This is a genomic window from Longimycelium tulufanense (assembly GCF_014645795.1).
GTDB classification, from domain to species: Bacteria; Actinomycetota; Actinomycetes; order Mycobacteriales; family Pseudonocardiaceae; genus Longimycelium; species Longimycelium tulufanense.
Map to the genome: position 1 here is coordinate 13,596 of NZ_BMMK01000029.1, position 19,781 is coordinate 33,376.

General features: G+C 70.8%; 15 protein-coding genes and 2 tRNA genes. 5 read left to right on the top strand and 12 right to left on the bottom strand.

The window, feature by feature from the left end; all coding sequences use genetic code 11:
* Positions 1-67: 67 nt before the first annotated feature.
* From IEY55_RS23895 to orn, 3 genes are all read right to left on the bottom strand, one after another.
* Positions 68-143, bottom strand: a tRNA-Lys gene (locus tag IEY55_RS23895).
* Positions 144-574: 431 nt separating this feature from the next.
* Positions 575-650 (bottom strand) — tRNA-His (locus tag IEY55_RS23900).
* Between the two features lie 66 nt (positions 651-716).
* Complete coding sequence (gene orn / locus IEY55_RS23905) at positions 717-1,376, bottom strand: oligoribonuclease (protein ID WP_189060787.1); 660 nt, start codon at positions 1,374-1,376, stop codon at positions 717-719.
* A 107-nt stretch (positions 1,377-1,483) separates the two neighbouring features.
* On the opposite strand from orn, the gene IEY55_RS23910 reads away from it, so the two are divergent.
* Positions 1,484-3,031, top strand: coding sequence for a helicase HerA-like domain-containing protein (locus IEY55_RS23910; protein ID WP_229686696.1), 1,548 nt, complete (start codon positions 1,484-1,486; stop codon positions 3,029-3,031).
* A gap of 1 nt (position 3,032) precedes the next feature.
* On the opposite strand, the gene IEY55_RS23915 is transcribed toward IEY55_RS23910, so the two are convergent.
* The 3 genes from IEY55_RS23915 to IEY55_RS23925 are packed head-to-tail and all read right to left on the bottom strand — an operon-like array spanning position 3,033 to position 6,290.
* On the bottom strand, positions 3,033-4,235 hold the full coding sequence (locus IEY55_RS23915; RefSeq protein WP_189060789.1) for a cytochrome P450: 1,203 nt from the start codon (positions 4,233-4,235) through the stop codon (positions 3,033-3,035).
* Between the two features lie 22 nt (positions 4,236-4,257).
* Positions 4,258-5,790 (bottom strand): PH domain-containing protein, encoded by a 1,533-nt coding sequence (locus IEY55_RS23920; protein ID WP_308424782.1) that lies wholly within the window; start codon positions 5,788-5,790, stop codon positions 4,258-4,260.
* Positions 5,787-6,290, bottom strand: coding sequence for a PH domain-containing protein (locus IEY55_RS23925; protein WP_189060790.1), 504 nt, complete (start codon positions 6,288-6,290; stop codon positions 5,787-5,789). Before IEY55_RS23925 ends, IEY55_RS23920 begins: the two co-directional genes overlap by 4 nt.
* Positions 6,291-6,468: 178 nt before the next feature.
* On the opposite strand from IEY55_RS23925, the gene IEY55_RS23930 reads away from it, so the two are divergent.
* Entirely contained in the window at positions 6,469-7,707 is a 1,239-nt protein-coding gene (locus tag IEY55_RS23930) for a helix-turn-helix domain-containing protein (protein ID WP_189060791.1), read from the top strand.
* Between the two features lie 432 nt (positions 7,708-8,139).
* Here the strand turns inward: IEY55_RS23930 and IEY55_RS23935 are convergent, their stop codons facing one another.
* The 4 genes from IEY55_RS23935 to IEY55_RS23950 all read right to left on the bottom strand — a co-directional run bounded on the left by IEY55_RS23935 (position 8,140) and on the right by IEY55_RS23950 (position 13,585).
* Positions 8,140-8,439: a hypothetical protein gene (locus tag IEY55_RS23935; RefSeq protein ID WP_189060792.1), complete on the bottom strand. Its 300-nt coding sequence runs from the start codon at positions 8,437-8,439 to the stop codon at positions 8,140-8,142.
* Between the two features lie 1,177 nt (positions 8,440-9,616).
* The gene (locus tag IEY55_RS23940) at positions 9,617-11,266 is read right to left on the bottom strand and encodes an AMP-binding protein (RefSeq protein ID WP_229686697.1); all 1,650 of its coding nucleotides are present in this window, start codon (positions 11,264-11,266) and stop codon (positions 9,617-9,619) included.
* Between the two features lie 11 nt (positions 11,267-11,277).
* Positions 11,278-13,248: an SDR family oxidoreductase gene (locus IEY55_RS23945; protein WP_189060793.1), complete on the bottom strand. Its 1,971-nt coding sequence runs from the start codon at positions 13,246-13,248 to the stop codon at positions 11,278-11,280.
* 124 nt (positions 13,249-13,372) lie between these two features.
* Positions 13,373-13,585 carry a hypothetical protein gene (locus IEY55_RS23950; RefSeq protein WP_189060794.1) on the bottom strand — a complete coding sequence of 71 codons (213 nt, stop codon included), beginning with the start codon at positions 13,583-13,585 and terminating at the stop codon, positions 13,373-13,375.
* 167 nt (positions 13,586-13,752) lie between these two features.
* On the opposite strand from IEY55_RS23950, the gene IEY55_RS23955 reads away from it, so the two are divergent.
* On the top strand, positions 13,753-14,979 hold the full coding sequence (locus IEY55_RS23955) for an NAD(P)/FAD-dependent oxidoreductase (RefSeq protein WP_189060795.1): 1,227 nt from the start codon (positions 13,753-13,755) through the stop codon (positions 14,977-14,979).
* Positions 14,980-15,201: 222 nt separating this feature from the next.
* Here IEY55_RS23955 and IEY55_RS23960 read toward each other — a convergent pair whose 3' ends face one another.
* The gene (locus tag IEY55_RS23960) at positions 15,202-15,810 is read right to left on the bottom strand and encodes a TetR/AcrR family transcriptional regulator (protein WP_189060796.1); all 609 of its coding nucleotides are present in this window, start codon (positions 15,808-15,810) and stop codon (positions 15,202-15,204) included.
* Positions 15,800-16,975 carry an FAD-dependent monooxygenase gene (locus IEY55_RS23965; protein WP_189060797.1) on the bottom strand — a complete coding sequence of 392 codons (1,176 nt, stop codon included), beginning with the start codon at positions 16,973-16,975 and terminating at the stop codon, positions 15,800-15,802. Before IEY55_RS23965 ends, IEY55_RS23960 begins: the two co-directional genes overlap by 11 nt.
* 135 nt (positions 16,976-17,110) lie before the next feature.
* Here IEY55_RS23965 and IEY55_RS23970 point away from each other — a divergent pair, with 135 nt between their 5' ends.
* Both IEY55_RS23970 and IEY55_RS23975 read left to right on the top strand, forming a co-directional pair.
* The gene (locus IEY55_RS23970) at positions 17,111-18,520 is read left to right on the top strand and encodes a Gfo/Idh/MocA family protein (protein WP_189060798.1); all 1,410 of its coding nucleotides are present in this window, start codon (positions 17,111-17,113) and stop codon (positions 18,518-18,520) included.
* 114 nt (positions 18,521-18,634) lie between these two features.
* Entirely contained in the window at positions 18,635-19,630 is a 996-nt protein-coding gene (locus IEY55_RS23975; protein ID WP_189060799.1) for a tetratricopeptide repeat protein, read from the top strand.
* Positions 19,631-19,781: the final 151 nt, after the last annotated feature.

The following is a 19,781-nucleotide window of genomic DNA, read 5'->3' on the forward strand; positions in this document are numbered from 1 at the left end:
GTATCGGTTGGGTTTCGTATGGCAGTGATCTACAAAGCGAAACCCCCGGCCGCCTGACCAGGGGTAGTGGTGCGCCGCCAGGGACTCGAACCCCGAACCCGCTGATTAAGAGTCAGCTGCTCTGCCAGTTGAGCTAGCGGCGCTGGGCTGTCGCTCCTTGCCGGTCCCTTTCGCGGTCCCGCCCGGCGCGACGGGGAAAAGTTAGCACATGGCTCGTGGAGACAACGAATCGGCTGGTCGGGAGAGGTGTGGTGGGGTAGTCAGGTGACCTTGGTGGTGATCTCGGCGAGCCTGGCGAACCGTGCGGGTGCACGGTGGCCGCCCGGCGGAGTGGCGAACGTCATAGGGGTCGAAAGGGTGTGGAAAACCCGGCGTTGCGAGCACGCATTCTGTGGCTCAAGGGAAGGGTGTTGGCCGCGTGCCGAGCACCCGACCATGCTGCCGGACCTGTGATCGGCACACATGGTTCAGAGCAGCCGGCCACGGCATCGCTCGGTACGGCCGCGGGGGCGTTCCAGGGTTTGGACCTGGCTGCAAACAGAGAAAGGGCCCCAAGACGGGGCCCTTTCTCGAGTGGGGTGAGTGACGGGACTTGAACCCGCGACACCTGGGACCACAACCCAGTGCTCTACCGGCTGAGCTACACCCACCATGCGCTCCGCGGCCTGGCCGCAGCAGCCGGCATATCGTAGCGCGCCCGCCGGTCGGAGCAGAAATCAGGGGGTGGCCGTTGTCTCCCCGGTCGGGGCGCCGGACCCGGCGTCCGGCTCCTGCTGATCACGGTCGACCAGCTCGGCGGCGACGGCCTGGGCCTCCTCGGTGCTCGGCCCCGGCGGCGCGACGAACGCGGTGCGCCGGTAGTAGGCCAGCTCCCGGATCGACTCCCGGATGTCGGCCAGCGCGCGGTGCGCCAACCCCTTCTCCGGCTGCGCGAAGTAGATCCGCGGGAACCATCGCCGGCACAGTTCCTTGATCGACGACACGTCCACCATGCGGTAGTGCAGGTGGGCGTCCAGCGCGGGCATGTCCCGGGCGATGAACCCCCGGTCCGTCGCGATCGAGTTGCCCGCCAACGGCGCGGTGCGCGGCTCCGGGACGTAGCGCCGGATGTACTCCAGCACCAGCCGCTCGGCCTCGGCCAAGGTCACGGTGGACCGTCGCACCTCCTGGGTGAGCCCGGAGCGCTCGTGCATGTCCCGTACCACGTCCGGCATGGCGGCCAGCACCGCGTCGTCGGCGTGGACGACCACGTCCACCCCCTCGCCGAGCACGTTGAGGTCGGCATCGGTCACCAGCGCCGCGATCTCGATGAGGGCGTCCCGGCTCAGGTCGAGCCCGGTCATCTCGCAGTCGATCCACACCAGACGGTCGTTCACCTGGCGGAGCCTAGCCCGCCACCCCGGCGGCCTTCATGGCCGCGTTGCAGCGCGCTGTGAGGTTGCTCACGATGGGGGAGACCGGGGCCGGGGTGAGGGAGGGTCAGGTGGCCGAACAGCGGGACCAGGGCGCGACACAACAGATCGCCGCGGGCTACACCACCGAGGGTGCCGCGGTCGAGCTCGGCACGGTGGTGGTTGCCGACGAGGTCGATCCGGCGGCCCGGGTGCGGGTCCCGCTGTCGATGATGAACCGGCACGGGCTGGTCGCCGGCGCGACCGGCACCGGCAAGACCAAGACCCTCCAACTGCTGGCCGAGCAGCTCTCCGCCGCCGGGGTTCCGGTGCTGATGGCGGACATGAAGGGTGACCTCGCCGGCATGTGCCGGCCGGGCGAGGACGGCGACCGGATCCGCGCCCGGGCCCGCGACACCGGTGAGGACTGGCGGGCCGAGCCCTTCCCCGTGCAGTTCCTGTCCCTGGGCACCGACGGCGTGGGCGTTCCGGTCCGGGCCACGGTCACCAGCTTCGGCCCGGTCCTGCTGGCCAAGGTGCTGGGCCTGAACGAGACCCAGGAGTCCACCCTCGGCCTGATCTTCCACTGGGCCGACAGCCGCGGTCTGCCCCTGCTCGACCTCAAGGACCTGCGCTCGGTCATTCAGCACCTCACCAGCGAGGCCGGCAGGGCCGACCTGGTGGGACTGGGCGGGGTCTCCCCGGCCACCGCGGGTGTCATCCTGCGCTCCCTGGCCAACCTGGAGGCCCAGGGCGGCGAGACCTTCTTCGGCGAGCCCGAGCTGGACGTGGCCGACCTGATGCGGCAGGAGGACGGCCGGGGCGTGGTCAGCCTGGTCGAGATCGGCGCCCTGCGGTCCCGCCCGGCGTTGTTCTCCACCTTCCTGATGTGGCTGCTCGCCGAGCTCTTCCACGAGCTCCCCGAGGAAGGCGACGTCGACAGGCCCAAGCTGGTCTTCTTCTTCGACGAGGCGCACCTGCTGTTCGCCGACGCGTCCAAGGCGTTCCTCGCTCAGATCGAGCAGACCGTGAAGCTGATCCGGTCGAAGGGCGTCGGAGTCTTCTTCTGCACCCAACTTCCCACGGACGTACCGAACGCGGTGCTTTCGCAGCTGGGCGCGCGTGTGCAGCACGCCCTGCGCGCCTTCACCCCGGAGGACCAGAAAGCGTTGTCCCGCACGGTGAAAACCTACCCCACGACCCAGCACTACGACCTTGCCAAGGCACTGACATCCCTGGGTACCGGTGAAGCGATCGTCACTGTCCCGTCCGAGACGGGTGCACCCACCCCGGTTGCGTGGACCCGTCTTCGCGCCCCACACTCCCTGATGGACGCGATCGGCGACGACGCGATCCGGCAGGCCGCGCGGGAAAGCAGCGTTTTCGGCAAGTACGCCGAAACCGTGGATCGCGAGTCGGCGTACGAGATGCTGGCTGGCCGCGTGGCGTCGGAGAAGGAAGCACCAGCGGCCGAGCAGCCAGAGCGAACCGACACACAGCAGCCGGAGGAGGGTTTCTTCGAGAAGGTGCTCGACAACCCGGCGGTAAAGTCCTTTCTCCGATCCGCAGGAACCGTCCTCGGTAGGGAGATCACCCGTAGCGTCTTCGGCACCGCCCGCAAGCAGCGTCGCCGCCGCTGAGTCACCACGTCACGAGCAGCTCACGCACGCTGTAGAACGGTGTCTCGAAGTGGAACGGGATTTCTTCCAGCGGCAGCACCGTTTTGAGCGCGGGAAGGTGCTGGACGAGTGCGCGTAGCGCGACCTGCATCTCCACCCGCGCAAGATGCTGACCGATGCATTGGTGCGTGCCCCAGCCGAAGGTCAGATGACCGTGCGCGTTCCGGCACACGTCCAACCGGTCCGGATCGGCGAACCGGTCCGCGTCCCGGTTCGCCGAGGACAACGACACGACCACGCCTTCCCCTGCTCTGATGGTCCGCCCGCCGAACTCGACGTCCTCGGCCACCGCCCGCACCAGGCCGTGTTGGGTCAGCCCGAGGTACCGCAGAAGCTCATCCACGGCACCGTCGACCAGATCGGGCTGGGCGACCAACGCCTCCCACTGCTCGCGGTGTTCCAGCAATGCCAGCACCGACAACGTGATGGCGTTCGTCGTCGTCTCGTAACCGCCGACGAGAAGCAGCACGGCCATCCCGACCAGCTCGTCCTGCTCGAGTTCACCGGTGCGCACGTACCGATCCGCCAGCCGGCTCAGCAGGTCCTTGCCCGGAGCGCGCAGCTTTTCGCTGATCAGCCCGTCGAGGTAGTCCTCCAGCTCCGTCAGGGCGGCCTGCACCTGGTCGGCGGGCAGCGAGCGGTCGAGGTGGGCACGGCTACGGCTGGTGAAGAACTCGTGATCCTCGTAGGGCACCCCCAGCAGCACGCCGGTCACCTGGGTCGGGATCGGCATCGCGAACTCGGTCAGCAGGTCCGCCGGTTGGGGCGCGGTGCGCAGCCGGTCCAGGCTTCCGGCCACGATACGTTCGATCTCGGGCCGCAGACCCGCGATGCGGCCCGCCGCGAAGTCGTGGGCGAGCAGCCGGCGGTAGCGGGTGTGCAGCGGCGGATCGGTAACCAGGAAGCTCCCGGGCCGCGCCTGCTCGTCCCGCACGGGCCGGAGCTGGGGGTAGCCCGGGCGGCTCGGGTCGGAGCTGAAACGGGCCGGGTCGCTCAACGCGCGCCGTACGTCGGCGTAGCGGGTGACGAGCCAGACCCGCTGCCCGTGCCGCAGCCGGACCTCGCGCACCGGGCACTCGGCGCGGAACCGGGAGTACTCCGCCGGCGGGTCGAAGCCCGGCCGGCGTGCCATCGGGAAGCGGGGTAAGTCGTCCCGTTCCGGCATGGGGCCTCCCGGTGGTCGGCGGTCAACCCGGCTCCGGGGTCTCCAGGAACGGGGCCAGCAGGTCGGGGACGGCAGCATCGGCCAACGCGAGCCCGTCGCCAAGGTCGACGTCGAGCACCTCGTAGACGCCCTCACCGGCCGCCGTCACCGCTCCAATGGTGGCCAGGCCGGCGAGCCGCTGGAAGAACGACTGACGGATCCGCCAGCCAATGACACCCGTACGTTGCAATGCCACCGTGGTCCGCAGCAGCGATCCCCCGCGGCTGACGACGTAGCGGGACGTGAGTGCATGGCCGAGGTTGCGGTAGCGGTCCAGCCCCAGCCACGCGAAGAACGGGACCGCGACAACCGCCACCAACCACGGCCAGTGCGGCAACCACCCGATCCACGCCCCTGCGGCCAAGACCACGGCGACCACGAGGGAGGGGACGAGCGCGCGGATCAGGCGGCGTTGGCGCGCCGCCGCCGGGTGCCGGCGAAGGGACGTGGTCGTCGGTGGCGGATCGCAGCGCAAAACCTCGCCGGCCACCCGGTGTGCCTCCGACAGCGGCGCGGGCGGCAGGAGCAGCTCGCTGCCCTCGCCGGTCCCGAGACCGGTGCCAACGGCGCCGCAACGGGCGCCGCCCCCGGCCCGCAGCAGCAGTGGCTCGGACAGCGAGACACCGCGCAACCGCTGCTCCTCGATCGACACCGACCGGGTCGTCAGTAGCCCGCGACGTACCCGCAGGGTGCCGTCGTCCTCCCGGGTCAGCCGGAAGTGCCAGTACTGCACGACGTAGATCACGAAGGCGCCGCCGATGACCAACGCGAGCAACACGAGCACCACCGCGCCCACGACCACCGGGAGCGCGGTCTCGGCCGCCCACCGCACCGCCTCCTCCAGCGGGCCGAAGTGCCTCGGGTCGATGTCGAGCTGTTGGAGGAGCTGGAAGGCACCACCGGTCATGGCACCGACGGCGACGAGACCGGACAGGGTCAGTGGGGCGTACCGCAGCCATCTGTGGTCCAGTGCCGCCAGTGGCGGGTTCCCGCCGGCGGGCCGCTCCTCGTCCGGGGCCGTCTCCCGGGCGGGCGCCCGGCGCAGCAGGACCTGGCGCAGCCGTTCCGCCTCGGCGGCGGAGACGGCGTCGAGGGTCAGCTCGTCCTCCGATCCCGCGCCGTCGTTTCGGCCGGTCCCGACCTTGACGATGCTGAGCCCGAAGACGCGGTGGATGAGGTCGGAGGTGACGTCGACGGTGCGCAGCCGGTCCCGGGGAACCGACCGCTCCTTGCGGACCAACAGGCCGGAGTGCAGCTGAACATGGGTCTCGCTGATCCGATAACTGGTGGTGAGCCAGCGGAACAGCCCGGAGAGCACCAGGGCCGCGGCGACGGCCGCGGCGCCCCAGAGCTTCCACGGCGACAGGCCACCGACGAACATCACCAGGATGACGGGCAACAGCAGCCCGGCGGCCTCGGTGACCGGCTTGACGGCCATCATCCGGGCGTCCAGCCGGTGCCAGTCGGGTTCCGGCGGAGGTGGCGGCGCCGGCATCACGCCGTCGGCCGCGGTCACGTCGCGTCCCCCGGCGTCGCCATGGTCGTCCTGGTCAGCTCGTCCACCAGCTCCTGCGCGGTCCGCACGTCGAGCCCGGCGATCTTCACCGGCCCGGCCGCCGAGGCAGTGGTCACCGTGACCGTGGCAAGCCCGAGCAGCTGCTGCAACGCCCCACGCTCGGTGTCCACGGTCTGGATGCGCGACACCGGGGCGATCCGCCATTCCTGGTTGAACCACCCGCTACGCGCGAACACGGCCTCCCGCGTCGCCTCCCACCGGTGGACGCGGTACCGCCACTGCGGCATGACGGCGGTGTGCAACGCGCCGACCACGAGGGTGCCGATGACCGTGAGGGTGAGCCACGGCTTGGCCGACCCCCACACCAGCAGCGCCACGACCTGCGGGAGCAGCAGCACGAGCCAGCCGATCGCGGCGTCGATCGTCCACCAGGTGATGGCCCGCGGGCTGGCCCGGTGCCGCGGCGGCCGGAGTCTCGGTCCGGTGTCCCCCTTTGCCATGCCACCACTGTGCCAGCAACGCCCCGGCCGGCCCCGGCGCGACCGACTCTGTCGGATTCTGCCGCAAAAGGGGGGCAGGAGTGACAATAATGCGCACCAGTCCTGTCAACCCCTTCGCCGAAGGGCTGCCGTGGTACGCGAAGCAACTGACAAGTCGACACCTGGCCAGTCATCCACGATGACGCTGCGCGCCTCGGCGGACTTCGGGGAGAGACTGCGCGCGTTGCGACTGCGCCGGGGCCTGGCCCAGAAGGACCTGGCCGGCCCCGGGGTGTCCACCAGCTACGTCTCCCGCCTGGAGTCCGGGGAGCGCGCACCCTCGCCCCAGGTCGTCGAGCACCTGGCGGCCGCTCTCGGCGTCGCCCCCGCCGAGCTGGTGGGGCAGGCGCCGGCCGTGGAGCAACGCCAGGCGCTGCTGTGGTGCGAGGCCATCCTGGCCCACCGCGACGGCGAGGTCGGCCGCGCGGTCACCCTGCTCGACGAGCTCGGCCACGAGGTCGAGGAGCCGATGTTCAGCTGGAGCGTGCGCTGGACCAGGGCCGCCCTGCTGGCCCGGGGCGGCGACCCGGACCGGCTGATCGCGGTCACCGAGGAGCTGCTCGATTCCTGGTCACCCGGCGCGGCGGTGGACGCACTGGTCGAGGTGATGAGGGCCGCGGCGTTGCGCCAGCTCGGCCGCTCGGCCGAGGCGGTGCACGCGGTGCGCACCGCGGTCGCGCTCACCGACAACCCGCAGGACCGGCTGACCGGCGTGGCCCACCTGCGCTGCCTGGTGGCGCTGTCCAGCGAGCTGGCGCGGGCCGGCCGGCTGGCCGAGGCGGAGGAGGCCGTCGGCCAGCTGGGTGCCGCACTGGTCGACACCGAGCCGGACCGGGTCACGGTGGCGGGGTGGTGGGTCAAGGCGCAGGTGGAGGACCGGTTGGGCCGGCGTGCCGAGGCCGGCCGGTCGATCGCCACCGCGCAACACCTGCTGGACCACGTCGACGTCGACCCGCACTTCCGGCAGCGGGTGAGCCTGGCGGCGGTGGCGATCGGGCTGCGTGCGGAGGACCCGGATGCCGGGCAGCTCTCGGCGGTGCTGGACGGCATCGCGTCCTCGGTGGCCCCGCACTCGCAGGTGGCCGCCCAGGTTGAGGCGTTGCGTGGCGAGCTGGCCCTGTTGTCGGGCAACGGCCAGCACGCCTGGCGCGTGGCCGAGCGGGCACTGGCCATGGAGACGCTGGACAGCGAGGACGAGCTGCGTTGTCGGGTCTTGCTGGTGCGGGCCGCGGCCGAGATGGGCGACGCCGAGCGGTTACGGGAGGCGCGCTCGGGTCTGGCCGATCTCCTGGAGCGGCTGGGTTCGGTGAGCATCGACCCGGCGTTGTGGCGCAACGTCGCCCAACTCGCGTTGCGCACCGCCCTACGGGACCGTTGACGGACTTTCCGGCGCCCGCCGTGGGACACCACCCCTGTGCCACCACGGCCACAGAGATCCGCTGAGGCTGCTTTCCTGTTGGTGACCGAAAATCGGGCAACGAGTGCACTCGTGTCGGCCCGGCGACGGGCAACCGTCCGCGCATCATCTACTGAGGACAGTTCCCGGCTGGTGGGCGGCGAGCACCACGCCCGGCGCTGCTACAGGGCGTCTGACCGGTGGGCCCGGCTGTTCACCTGTGCTGCTCGTGGTGACGCGGTGCGCGAAGTCGCGGTGCCTTCGGATGAGACGAGCAACATCCCGGACCGGCGCGTCGCCAGCACCGGATGTCCATGCACGGCGGAACACGCACAGGGTGGCCCTACGCAGAAACGAACGCCCTCGCCGGAACCAACCGGCGAGGGCGTGTGGAAGCGAAGGCGACGGGCCGGGTTACGGGTCCGGCCATTCGATACCACGGTTGACCTGCTGCCCACTGTCGGGCCACTCGATACCACGGTTGAGCTGCGGACTGCTGTCCGGCCACTCGATACCACGGAGTTGCGGGCCGCTGTCGGGCCACTCGATACCGCGAAGCTGCTGCCCACTGTCGGGCCACTCGATACCACGGCTCAACGCGCTGGCGGCGTCCTCAGCCGGTCTCACCGCCGCGATGGCGGGTGCCGCGACGGAGAGGATGCCCAGCGCGAGCGCGGCGACCGCCAACAGGCGGGCGGCAGGGTGTCGGCGCATCTCGGGCTCCGTTTCGAATCGGGGGAGTTCGGGTGGGATGGGTGACGTTCCGGTGGCCCGGTGACCTTCTCCTGCGCTCGGGCGACGCCGCCCGATTGTGTCATGACAGGAAGTTGCCCCGTGCGTGACAGAAGAACCTCGGCACCGGGGTGGTCCGCCACCGGTCCGACGTCCTGCACTGTCCGCCCCCAAAGGTCACGAGCCGCCGTTACGCGCATGCAGAAGGTAGTTGAACCATGCGGTGCTGCCAAGCCATCGAGTGGGGTGTCATACCCGCTGGTGGAAACGCGATTACCGAACGCACGTACCGCCCTCCGGAACCCGCGACTTGACCAACGACGGAGAACCCGCCAGGTTGTCAACCTTTTGTCAATTCTTCGGCCGCTCCGGAGAGCCCCGCCCCGACCAGCCAGAAGGCGGCATTTCTGCAGCTCTAGGGCGTCCTCACCAGGGTGTTCGGCGGTGTTAGCTGGCAAACACTTGTCAAGTCTTGTTGTCCCGGTATGCCAGGTGCTAGCTTTTCATCGGCAAGGTTGGTCAAGGGCATGACAACCTTCCGTCGACGGAGCTTCCGATCGGGTGGCCGGCCGAGCCGGTTCGCCGCCCGGACGGACCAAGACCCTGCTCCGGTGGCGCTGCCGCTGGCGGCGGCCGGCAGCGCCACCGGAGTGGGCCCGACGGCTGACGTCTGTCCGTCGTTGGTGGTCTTCATGGCCCCAGGGCCACCAACGACGGTGCCGAGCGCCCGGGTGGGGGCCTGCCCCTCCCAACCTCCCGCTCCCACCCGGCGCTCTCTCCGGTGTCTTGCCGGCATGCCGCCTTCGCGCCCCGTGCGGCGGCATGCCGGCAAGACGCCCGTCGAGAGATCTTCATCCCTCCGGAGCAGTCCCGGCTCCTTCCTCCCGGTCCACGTGCGGGTTCAGGCCGATTTCTTCGGGCAGCGTCCAACTGTGCGCATATTGACCACGAACTCGTGTCACACCGCCATGGGCGGCAGGGAAAAGCATCCTCGGCCGACGAGACCGCGAGCACTACCCGATCCCGGTAACCGCAAACGCGGCAACGCGCCGAGCTCATCGCCGGCATCCGGGTGTGGCCAGCCACGAACCTTTCCCGGCCCGAACGCAAGAACCGTTCATCGCGACCGAAAATCGGTCGCGATGAACGGTCTTCGGGCTCAGCTGTGTTCGCGAAGTTCCCGCTTGAGCACCTTCCCCGTGGCGTTGCGGGGCAAGGCGTCGAGGAAGAAGACGTCGCGTGGAACGGAGAAGCGGGCCAGCCGTTCCCGGACGTACGCGCGAATGTCATCGCCGACGAGTGGCGACCCGGGCTTGGTCACCACATAGGCCGCGAACCGTTGCCCGAACTCCTCGTCCGGTACCCCGACCACCGCGGTCTCCAGCACGTCGGGCAGGGCCGCGATCACATCCTCCACCGCGTGCGGATACACGTTCTCGCCACCGGAGATGATCATCTCGTCGTCGCGGCCCACCACGTGCAGCAGGCCCGACTGGTCGAGATAGCCGAGGTCACCGGTGGACATCAACCCACTGCACACCTCCTTGCCGGCGCCGTTGGTGTAGCCGTCGAACAACATCTCGTTCGCCACGAAGATCCGCCCGGTCTCGCCGGCCGGCAGCGGGTTGCCGTCCAGGTCGAGGATCGCCAGGCGGGTGCCGCGCGGTGGCCGGCCCGCCGTGCCCGGGGACACCGAAAGCTCCCTGGGCGTCGCGATGCTCGCCCAGGACACCTCCGTCGACCCGTACAGGTTGTACAGGACTTCCCCGTACTCGTCCTGGAACCGGCTGGCCAACGGGCCGGGCAGGGCCGAACCGCTGGAGGCCACCACGCGCAGCGACGAGGTGTCGAACTTCTGCCGTTCCTCGGCCGGTGCCTCCAGGAGCCGTTGCAGCATCACGGGAACCACGAACCACTCCTTGCAACCGTGCTCCTGCACGGCCCGAAGTGCCGCCAGCGGCTCGTACTTGCGTTGCAGGACCACCGTGGAACCGAGTACCCAGGCGAACTGGAGGGCGGCCAGGCCCCAGGTGTGGAACAGCGGCGCGGACACCAGCATCGGCTGCTTCGCGCGCAGCGGGATCCGGGAGAACACCGCGGCTGCGGGGGCCAGGCTCGGGGGCTCGGGCCGCCGGGCGCCCTTCGGAGTCCCGGTTGTGCCCGAGGTCAGCACGATGATCTTGCCCTTGAGGTCGGGCCGCGGCGGGACGTCCGCCGGTGCCTTGTCGATGAGCTGGTCCAGGGTGACGCCGCGGGCGGGCCCGTCGGTCCAGGCCGTGACCACGGGCACCCCGACGGTGTTGCCGAGCAACTGGTCGAACTCGGCGTCGGCGATCACCATCCGCACCTGCTGGTAGTCCAGGACGGCCGCGGTCTGGGCCGCGGACAGCCCGGTGTTGAGCAGCACCACGTGCGCGCCAAGCTTCGCGCACGCCACCAGCGACTCCAGGAAGCCTCGGTGGTTACGGCACAGCAGCCCGACCCGGTCGCCGGGCTCCAGGCCCTGCTGGGCCAGCCCGTTGGCGAGCCGGGTCGTGCGCTCGTCGACCTCGCGGAAGGTCAGCGCCCCCCGCTCGTCGACGATGGCGGGTCGGTTGGGGTGCCGGGCACTACCGACCGCGTAGCCGCCCGGCGGGGTGAGGCCCCAGTGCAGCAGGCCCTTCCCCACACCGAGCAGACGGTGCGGCAGCATCGGTGCGACGACCCCGCACCTGGTCAACGTGAGCACGGCTCTGGCCTGCGCGGCCAGCTCCGCCTGCCAGGTCCTGCGCCATGTGGTGCGGGTGTCCCCGCCGTCCTGCAGGCGCACCGGCGCTCACCTCACTCTCGCTTCGGCCGACCAGTTGGCCGGGCGCTCTCCGGAAGTGCTCGGAATGCCAGGTACAGCACGAAATCCATCAATCTGGGTGCGACGGCGTAGGCGGCCTGGGCGAGGCGGCCGGTGAGCAGGCGCACCCGCTTCGGCCGCTTGACCAGGCCACGTACCACGAGCTCCGCGGCTTCCTCGGGGGTGTGGGCCGGGAACGCGTCGTAGATCCGGGTTGGCGCGCTCATCGGGGTGCGCACCAACGGCATGTGCACGTTGGTGAAGGTCACCCCGTTGCCCAGCAGCTCCGCGGCGGCCACGCGGGCGAACATCTCCAGCGCCGCCTTCGAAGCCAGGTAGGCGGTGAACCGGGGCGAGCCCACCTCGGTGCCCTGGGTGGTGACGTTGACGACGTGCCCGAAACGCCGCCGCGCCATGTGCGGCATCAGGGCGAGCGTCAGCCGCACCGGGGCGAAGTAGTTGATCGCCATGGTGCGTTCGAAGTCGTGGAAGCGGTCCCTGGACAGCTTCAGCGAACGCCGGATCGACCGCCCGGCGTTGTTGACCAGCATGTCGATGCCGTCGTGCTCGGCAAGCAGCCGCTTGACCAGGGCGTCGACCGACTCGCCGTCGGTGAGGTCGCAGGGGTAGGTGTAGGCCACCCCGCCCTCGGCCTCGATCTCGGCGCGCACCTGGTCGAGCTGCTCGGTACGGCGGGCCACCAGCAGCGGGATGGCGCCCTCGCGGGCCACGGCCAGCGCCGTTGCCTTCCCGATGCCCGACGAGGCGCCGGTGATGACGACGCGCCGCCCGACCAGCGGCCCGTCCGGGTGCTGGCGGCGGAAGCGGTTCGGGTTCAGGTTCTGGGCCCAGTACCGCCACAGCACGCCCACGTACTCGTCGAATGGCGGCACCCGCAGGCCGGTGCCGGCGAGGGCGGACCGGGCGGCGGTGTCGTCGAAGGTCGAGGCGAAACCCAGGTGCGGCAGGACCTCCACCGGGATGCCCATCCCGGTCAGCACCCCGCGCCGGGCCCGGGGCCCGAGCGGGAACCGGCGGTCGACGAGCCTGGTGACCGCGCGGACGGGCCGGGCCAGGGCGCGGGCAATACCCGTTGCTGCGCGGCTGATCCAGCGCGGGGTGGGGCGGACCCGGGGCGCACCGGCGGCGCGGGCCATCGCGTCGTAGACCTCGGTCAGCGGCTGCGGCTCCGGGTTGACCAGGTGGAACGTGCTCCCACTGGGGTGCTCGGCGTGGATGAGGTGCTCCATCGCCTCGACCACGTAGTCGACGGGCACTATGTTCGTGGCACCGATCTCGGGGAACACCAGGGGAAGCCGGTTGGTGAGGCGGGGGATCGGGCCCAGCCTGGCGAGCTGGGCGACGATCGGGAAGAAGTAGTAGGGGCCGTCGATCTTGTCCATCTCGCCGGTGCGCGAGTCGCCGACCACGGCCGACGGCCGGTACACCCGCCACGGGACGCCGCCGCGCTCGCGCACGATGCGCTCGGCGGCGAACTTGGTGGCGTGGTACGGCGAGGGCAGGTGCTGGCCCAGGTCGAAGTCGCGCTCGGTGAACCGGCCGGGGTGGTCACCGGCCACGGCCACCGAGGAGACGTGGTGCAGGCACCCCGCGCGCACCGTCGTGGCCAGGTCGACGACGTGCCGCGTGCCGTCGACGTTGACCCGGCTGTTGACGTCCTGACCGGTGGTCAGGTCGTAGAGCGCGCCGAGGTGCACGACGTGGTCCACGCCACTCAGGGTGTCGCGCTGTTCTGGCGTCAGGCCGAGCCCGGGCTCGGTGAGGTCTCCGACGACCTCGGTGTAGGCATCGGTCGGCCAGTCCCGGGCGAGCCGGGCCAGCCGGCCCCTGGACCCGGGCCGGACCAGCACGTACACCCGTTCGCACTCGGGGCGTGCGAGCAGTCGGGCGACCAGGCGGCGGCCGAGGAACCCGGTCGCGCCGGTCACGAAGTAGGTCGTCACCGTTGCCTCCTCTCCCGGATACTGCCCTTTCCTACTCTGGAGTAGCAAGGGGCTGGGAGACATTGTTCCTACTTTTCAGTAGGTTGAGACTGTGGCGTTGACCTCGAATGACAACCGGGGCGCTTCACTCCATGTCGGACGCGGCCGCCACGACCGCGTCCCGCAGCACCGCGCGTAACCGGCCCACCTCCAGCGGCACCAGCACGGCGGTCTCCCCGGGCGGCGCCACCAGCACCACGTGCCCGCGACGCACGTAGACCGTCACATCCCGTCGCCGGCCCGCGGCGTCACGGCAGCTCACCAGCCACTCCCTGCGGGAGCCGGAATCCCCCGTCACGTCCCCCTAACCTCCTGACGCGGTCGATTGTGTCCCCCCGGGACCTGCTGCGGGGTGACGCTGGCCACTGATCGTCGTGACGCGGGTCGGTCGGGATGGCGTCGAGCGGGGGATGGCGGGTGGGTCTAGCGTCGCGGGTGGGCAGTCGATCCCGTGCGGGAGGACGCATGTCCGAGCCAGGTCGCGTCGTCATCGTCGGAGCCGGAATGGCTGGCGCCACCGCTGCCGGTGCCCTGCGCGAGCAGGGATTCGCCGGTGAGGTGGTGTTGATAGGCCAGGAGATCCATCGTCCCTACCAGCTCCCGCCGCTGTCCAAGGGGCTGTTGCAGGGGACCACGGATGAACCGGACTGGGTCCATGGGCCCGGCTTCCACGAGGAGAAACGGATCGAGTTCCGGCGCGGGTCGACCGTGGTCCGGATCGATCCCCGGGATCACGTGGTGGAGACCGACGACGGGGAGCGGTTGCGCTACGACCAGCTGCTGCTCGCCACCGGTTCCGAGCCCCGACCCCTCGATCTCCCCGGCGGCGAGCTGGCCGGGCTGCGCACCCTGCGCACGGTGGACGACTCGCTCGCGTTGCGGGAGGCGCTTGCCGAGCAGCCGAGGGTCGTCATCATCGGTGCCGGCTGGATTGGCTGCGAGGTGGCTGCCGCGGCTCGCCACCACGGCGCCCAGGTCACCGTCGTGGCGCCCGAACCGTTGCCGCTCGTGCGTGTGCTCGGGGCGCGGATGGGCGCGGTTTTCCGCGACCTGCACGCCGCACACGGGGTCGCGTGGCGACTGGGCAACAACGTCACCGGTTTCATCGGCGAGGCCCGGGTGCATGCCGTGCAGTGCGACGACGGGAGCGAGCTCCCGGCCGACCTCGTCGTCATCGGTGTCGGCGCGGCGCCGCGGCTGGCACTGGCGGAGGACGCGGGGCTCGCCCTGGCCGATGACGTTCCCGGCCGGGGTGTGGCGGTCGACTCCCGGCTCCGCAGCTCGGTGCCCGACATCTACGCCGCCGGGGACGTCGCCGCCCACGACCACCCGCGCTACGGGCGCCTGCGCGTTGAGCACTGGGCCAACGCCAAGGACCAGGGCGCCCATGCCGCCGCCACCATGCTCGGCTCCCCGAACCCCTATAACGCCACGCCCTACTTCTTCACCGACCAGTACGACCTCGGGATGGAGTACCGGGGGTTGGCGGATCCCGATGACCAGGTCGTCGTGCGCGGGGATCTTGGCGCGCTCGAGTTCATCGCGTTCTGGCTGCGTGATGGGCGGGTGCGTGCGGCGATGAACGTGAACATGTGGGACGACGGCGACGCACTCCAAGCCCTCGTCGACAACCAGGCGCCGGTGACGGTCGAGGACCTCCGCGAGGAAGACCTGTCCAGCCTCATTCCCTAGGTGGGATTTGCTGGGTGCCGGTGGTGGACGATCCCGCACAGCTGCCGTTTGGCGACGTTGGACGACCGGGACGGATGCGCCGCCGTCCCTGACGCCGAGTCGAAGGTTGCACTGCGAGCGGCGAGCAGGGTGTCCTCCGTGAGCGGTACGCCTCGTATCGACAGCCGGCCGACCTTCCCATCACATTGTCCGACAATGAAATCCCCGGTCCCGAGGTGGGAGTTACGACGCCGCTGTTGGGTGGGACTCGGCATCGTCGTCTTGGTGGTTGGTGGGCGGCCAGACAACACCGGCTGCGATGAGCGCGGCGTGGGCGGCATAGCGCAGCTCGGTGACCGAGGGCGTACTGGAGGAACTGGTGACGGCCGACAGCAGGACGCCGTCGATGAACGCGGTCAGGACCCAGGCGGCCCGCTTCGCGTCCGTGGCTCCGGCCGAGGCGGCTGCCTGGGTGGCGAGATCGCGCACCAGCCGTCGCCCCTCGTCGACGTGCCGTTGCAGCCGAGGATTGCGGGCCGCCTCCAGGAAGAGCGCGTAGCGCGCGGTGGTGCGGCTGCGGGCCGGCCCGAGCCAGTGCGCCAGCAGATCCGCCACCGCATCCTCCGGCGGCAGGGTCCGCGACCGCCCGAGCAGCTTCCGCAGGTCCGTCGCCTCCCGCTCGGTGAGCTGGGCGAGCATCCCGGCCAGCAGGGCGTCCCGGTTCCGGAAATGGTTGGAGGTCGTGCCCGCCGGAACCCGGGCCGCCCGGTCCACCGCCCGATGCGTCAACGCGCGTACCCCGCGCTCGCCGACCAACCGCAACGCTGCCGTCAGAACCTGTTCACGGCGCATGGAACCCCTCCAACATCCGCGCCACGACCAACGCCCGAACCCGATCCGGCACCACACCGAGCGCCCGGTCCCGCACCGCGGCCCGTCGCGTGCCGGCCACCTGGGAGAGCCGGCTGGACGAGCGGGAACGCAGCGCGATCCGGGTTGCCCGCGGGTGGCGTTCCGCGTCATACCACGCCAATGCCTCGTCCACAGTGGAGTGCCGGCGGAATGCGGCGGCGAGCACGGCGGCGTCCTCCAGCGCCTGGCACGCACCCTGCCCCAGCGAGGGCGACATGGCATGCGCGGCATCGCCCAGCAACGCCATCCCGTCGTGGACGAACCGGCGGGGCAGCGGGTCCAGGATCTCCCCCGGATGGCACAGCGCCGGGTACGCCGCAGCCGCATCGAGAATGGCCGGCACCGGCTCGGGCCAGGAGGCGTAGCGTCGGCGAAGATCGTCGAAGTCTGGAACCTCCCGCGCCCCGTTGCCAGAGGAAGGCGCGACATGTGAGGCGTACCAGTAGAAGCCGCCGTCCACGAGGGGGCTGATCCCGAAGATCTCGCCCACGCCCCATACCTCCCCGGCCCAGCCGTCCGCGCGACACGGGTCGGCGTGCGGCGGTAGCGGAACCACGCCGGGTGGCACGATGCCGCGCCAGGACACCTGCCCGGTGTCCCGGGGTTGTGGGTGTCCGTCCACAAAGGATCGAAGGGTGCTGCGGATGCCGTCGGCGGCCACCACCAGCTCCGCGGTGTGTTCGCTGCCGTCCGCGCACCGGAGCGCGAACCGTCCCGACGGCCGCCGCCCCATCGCGACCACCCGCGAGGAGAGCCGGACCTGCGCCGCACCCACCGCGTCGAGCAACAAGGAGTGCAGTTCGCTGCGTCGAACCACCACCGGCGCCAGCCCGTGCCGGGAGAGGCCGCGCAGTCCCGCGAGCAACCGGCCCCGACGGTCGAACACCCCGGACCGCGCCGGCCACCGGGTGGCGGGTATCCGCCGTCCCAGGCCGGGGCGCAAAGCGTCCATCGCGCGGAGCGCGTTGGGCCACAGGGAGATCCCCGCGCCGACCTCCGCCAGCTTCCCCGCCCGTTCCAGGATGGCGACGTCCAGGCCGGCCGCACGCAGCCCCGTCGCGACACCCAACCCGCCAATACCTGCTCCGACCACGATCGCGTCCACACAACAAACGTGGTGACCGAGCACGCTCCGTGGTGGCCTCCTCGCCCATTCGTCCGATGGTGACCTTCGTCACCATTGTGTAAACCTGCGTGCCACCCGTCACTAGTGAGCACCAACACGCAGGAAGGGTGAAAAATGAGTGATCGAGAGGCGGTTGGCACCGGGTTGTCCCGACGCTCGCTGCTGCAGACCGGGGCGATGGCCACCGCGGCCACGGCGGCGCTCGGCCTCGGTGCGACCGACGCGCTCGCCGCGGCGAGCGAGGAGGAACAGTCCTGGCCCCGGCCGCGGGGTCGCTCCATGATCGGCGTCCCGTTCGAGCCGCACCGGGAGGTGCGGGTGGGCGTGATCGGTCTGGGCAACCGCGGGCTCAGCATGGTTCCGCTGTTCCTGGCCGTACCCGGAACCCACATCACGGCCCTGTGCGACACCCGCCGGGAGATGGCCGAACGCGCCACGAAGATGGTGCGCGACGCCGGCCAACCCAGCCCCGCGTTACACACCGGCCACGAGCGTGCGTTCGAAGCGCTGTGCCGACGGGAGGACGTCGACTTCGTGTACGTGGCCACGCCGTGGGAATGGCACGTGCCGATGGCCGTTTCCGCGATGCGGTTCGGCAAGCATGTGGGAGTTGAGTGCCCGCTGGCCATGACCCTGCGCGAGCTCTGGGAACTCGTCGACACCTCCGAGCTGACCCGCAGACACTGCATCCAGCTCGAGAACTGCTGCTACGGCCGTAACGAGCTGCGCGTGCTGCGCATGGCCCACGACGGGATGTTCGGCGAACTGCTGCACGGTGCCGGCGCCTACCTCCACGACCTGCGGGACCTGCTGTTCTCCGACACCTACTACGCCGACGAGTGGCGGCGGGCCTGGCACACCAAGCTCAACGCCGACCTCTACCCGACCCACGGCCTCGGCCCCGTTGCCGGCTACCTGGACGTCAACCGGGGCGACCGCCTGGTGCGCATGACCGCGATGAGTACACCCGCCCTCGGCCTGGCCGACCACCGACACAAGCACGAGGAACCCGGCGACTCCTCGTGGCGTGAGCGGTACGTCAAGGGCGACACCACGATGAGCCTCATCCAGACCGCCCGCGGCCGCGTCATCCGCCTACAGCACAACGTCTCCAACCCCTACCCCTACAGCCGACTCAACCAGCTCGCCGGCACGCGTGGGGTCTTCGAGGACTACCCGCCGCGCATCTACCTGGAGCCCGACCACTCCGGGCACCGCTGGGGCTCGTTCGACGACTACGTCCACTACGACCACTGGCTGTGGACCGACGTGGGTCCCGGCCCCGGCGGTCACGGCGGGATGGACTACATCATGCTTTACCGGACCATCCAGACCATGCGGCTGGGGCTCGTCCCCGACATCGACGTCTACGACTCGGCGACCTGGAGTGCCCCGGTGGCGATGAGTGCGGAGTCCATCCGGCGCGGCGGTACCCCGATGCCCTTCCCCGACTTCACGCGGGGTCGGTGGCGGGAACCCCGGCCCGGCCTGGACTCGCGGAAACCGCAACGGCAAGCGGCCTGACGGCAACGGCGAGCCGCCGGAGGAGCCCCGATTTCCGCTGCATGCCGCGATCTGCCGAACCCACCCCAGCGTTTCACCCGCCGGCACGCACCCCGGAGCTGGGAGACTGGCCCGGTGGCCGGGATCGACGGGGTGCTGCTCCGGGCCGCCGAGCTGACGGCGGCCGGACGGCAGGCCGAGGCTGTCCGGCTGCTCCGGCCACTGGTCCGCGCACACCCCGACAACCCCACAGCGTGGTGCCATCTTGCCGCGGCCCTGCTGGACGGCGAGCGGCACGAGCCCGCCCTGAGCGCGGCCCGCCGGGCTGCGGTGCTCGACGCGGACCGCGACTGGCCGCACCGGCTGGCCAGCATCGCCCTGGTCGAGCTGGGCCGTCCCGCCGAGGCGGTGTTGTCGGCGCGGGAGTCGGTGCGGCTCGCGCCGGGGGAGTGGCGCTCCCACGTGGCGCTGGCCGAGGCACTGGTGGCCGATGCCCCCAACGGTGGGGAGGAGGCGGCCGCGGCCGCCCGGCGGGCGGTGGCCCTGGCACCGCACGAGGCCCGGACCCACGAGGTGCTCGGCGACGTGGAGCTGACCGCGCACCGGCTCGACGAGGCCGAGGCCGCCTACCGTGCCGCCCGTCGGATCGACCCGCGCAGCGAGCACGCCAGGGCGAACCTCGCGCTGATCGCGCGGCTGCGCGCGGGTGAACCCAGCCCCGCGTTCGAGCCTGCCGCGCACCGCACCGTCACCCGCCTCGCGTTGGTCCAAGGTGCCGGTGCGCTGGTCCTCCTCTACGCCGGCTATCCGGTGCCCCATCGTGGGCTCGCCTCGATCGGGCTGCTGCTGTGCCTTGCGGTGGCTGCCGGAATTGCGGTGTTCACCCGAAAGATCCCACTCGCCGCGTGGCCGGGCATCTCGAGGTTGCTGGCGCGACGGGCGGTGCTGGGGCTTGCGGTGCTTTTCCTCGTGACCGGCTTCGGTTTCCTGCTCGCCTGGTCGTTGACGCTGGTCATGGGGCCGGCTACCGTCCAGCCGGTGGCATTGGCCTGGCTGGCCACGATGCTGGCGCTGGGGCTCACGTTCCTGGTGCGGGGCAGCCGGAATCGGGGCGGACGAGCCGCACCGTAGGCTTGGCGCCGGGCCGGTGAACGCGGCGACGGTCGCCGGCCCGGAGTGGTCTCGGTCACGAACATCCCGGCTGACCGGGCTTTGATCCGGCGTCTGGCAGCCTGGAGGCAACATCTCCGCCGCCGCGGCGACCGACGGGTGCGGGCGTTGG

Excerpts from the sequence above, each read along its gene's own strand:
- IEY55_RS23960 (WP_189060796.1), bottom strand. The coding sequence starts at position 15,810 with ATGCGCCGTGAACAGGTTCTGACGGCAGCGTTGCGGTTGGTCGGCGAG.
- IEY55_RS23925 (WP_189060790.1), bottom strand. The coding sequence starts at position 6,290 with ATGGCAAAGGGGGACACCGGACCGAGACTCCGGCCGCCGCGGCACCGG.
- IEY55_RS23935 (WP_189060792.1), bottom strand. The coding sequence starts at position 8,439 with ATGCGCCGACACCCTGCCGCCCGCCTGTTGGCGGTCGCCGCGCTCGCG.
- IEY55_RS23970 (WP_189060798.1), top strand. The coding sequence starts at position 17,111 with ATGAGTGATCGAGAGGCGGTTGGCACCGGGTTGTCCCGACGCTCGCTG.
- IEY55_RS23930 (WP_189060791.1), top strand. The coding sequence starts at position 6,469 with ATGACGCTGCGCGCCTCGGCGGACTTCGGGGAGAGACTGCGCGCGTTG.
- IEY55_RS23915 (WP_189060789.1), bottom strand. The coding sequence starts at position 4,235 with ATGCCGGAACGGGACGACTTACCCCGCTTCCCGATGGCACGCCGGCCG.
- IEY55_RS23955 (WP_189060795.1), top strand. The coding sequence starts at position 13,753 with ATGTCCGAGCCAGGTCGCGTCGTCATCGTCGGAGCCGGAATGGCTGGC.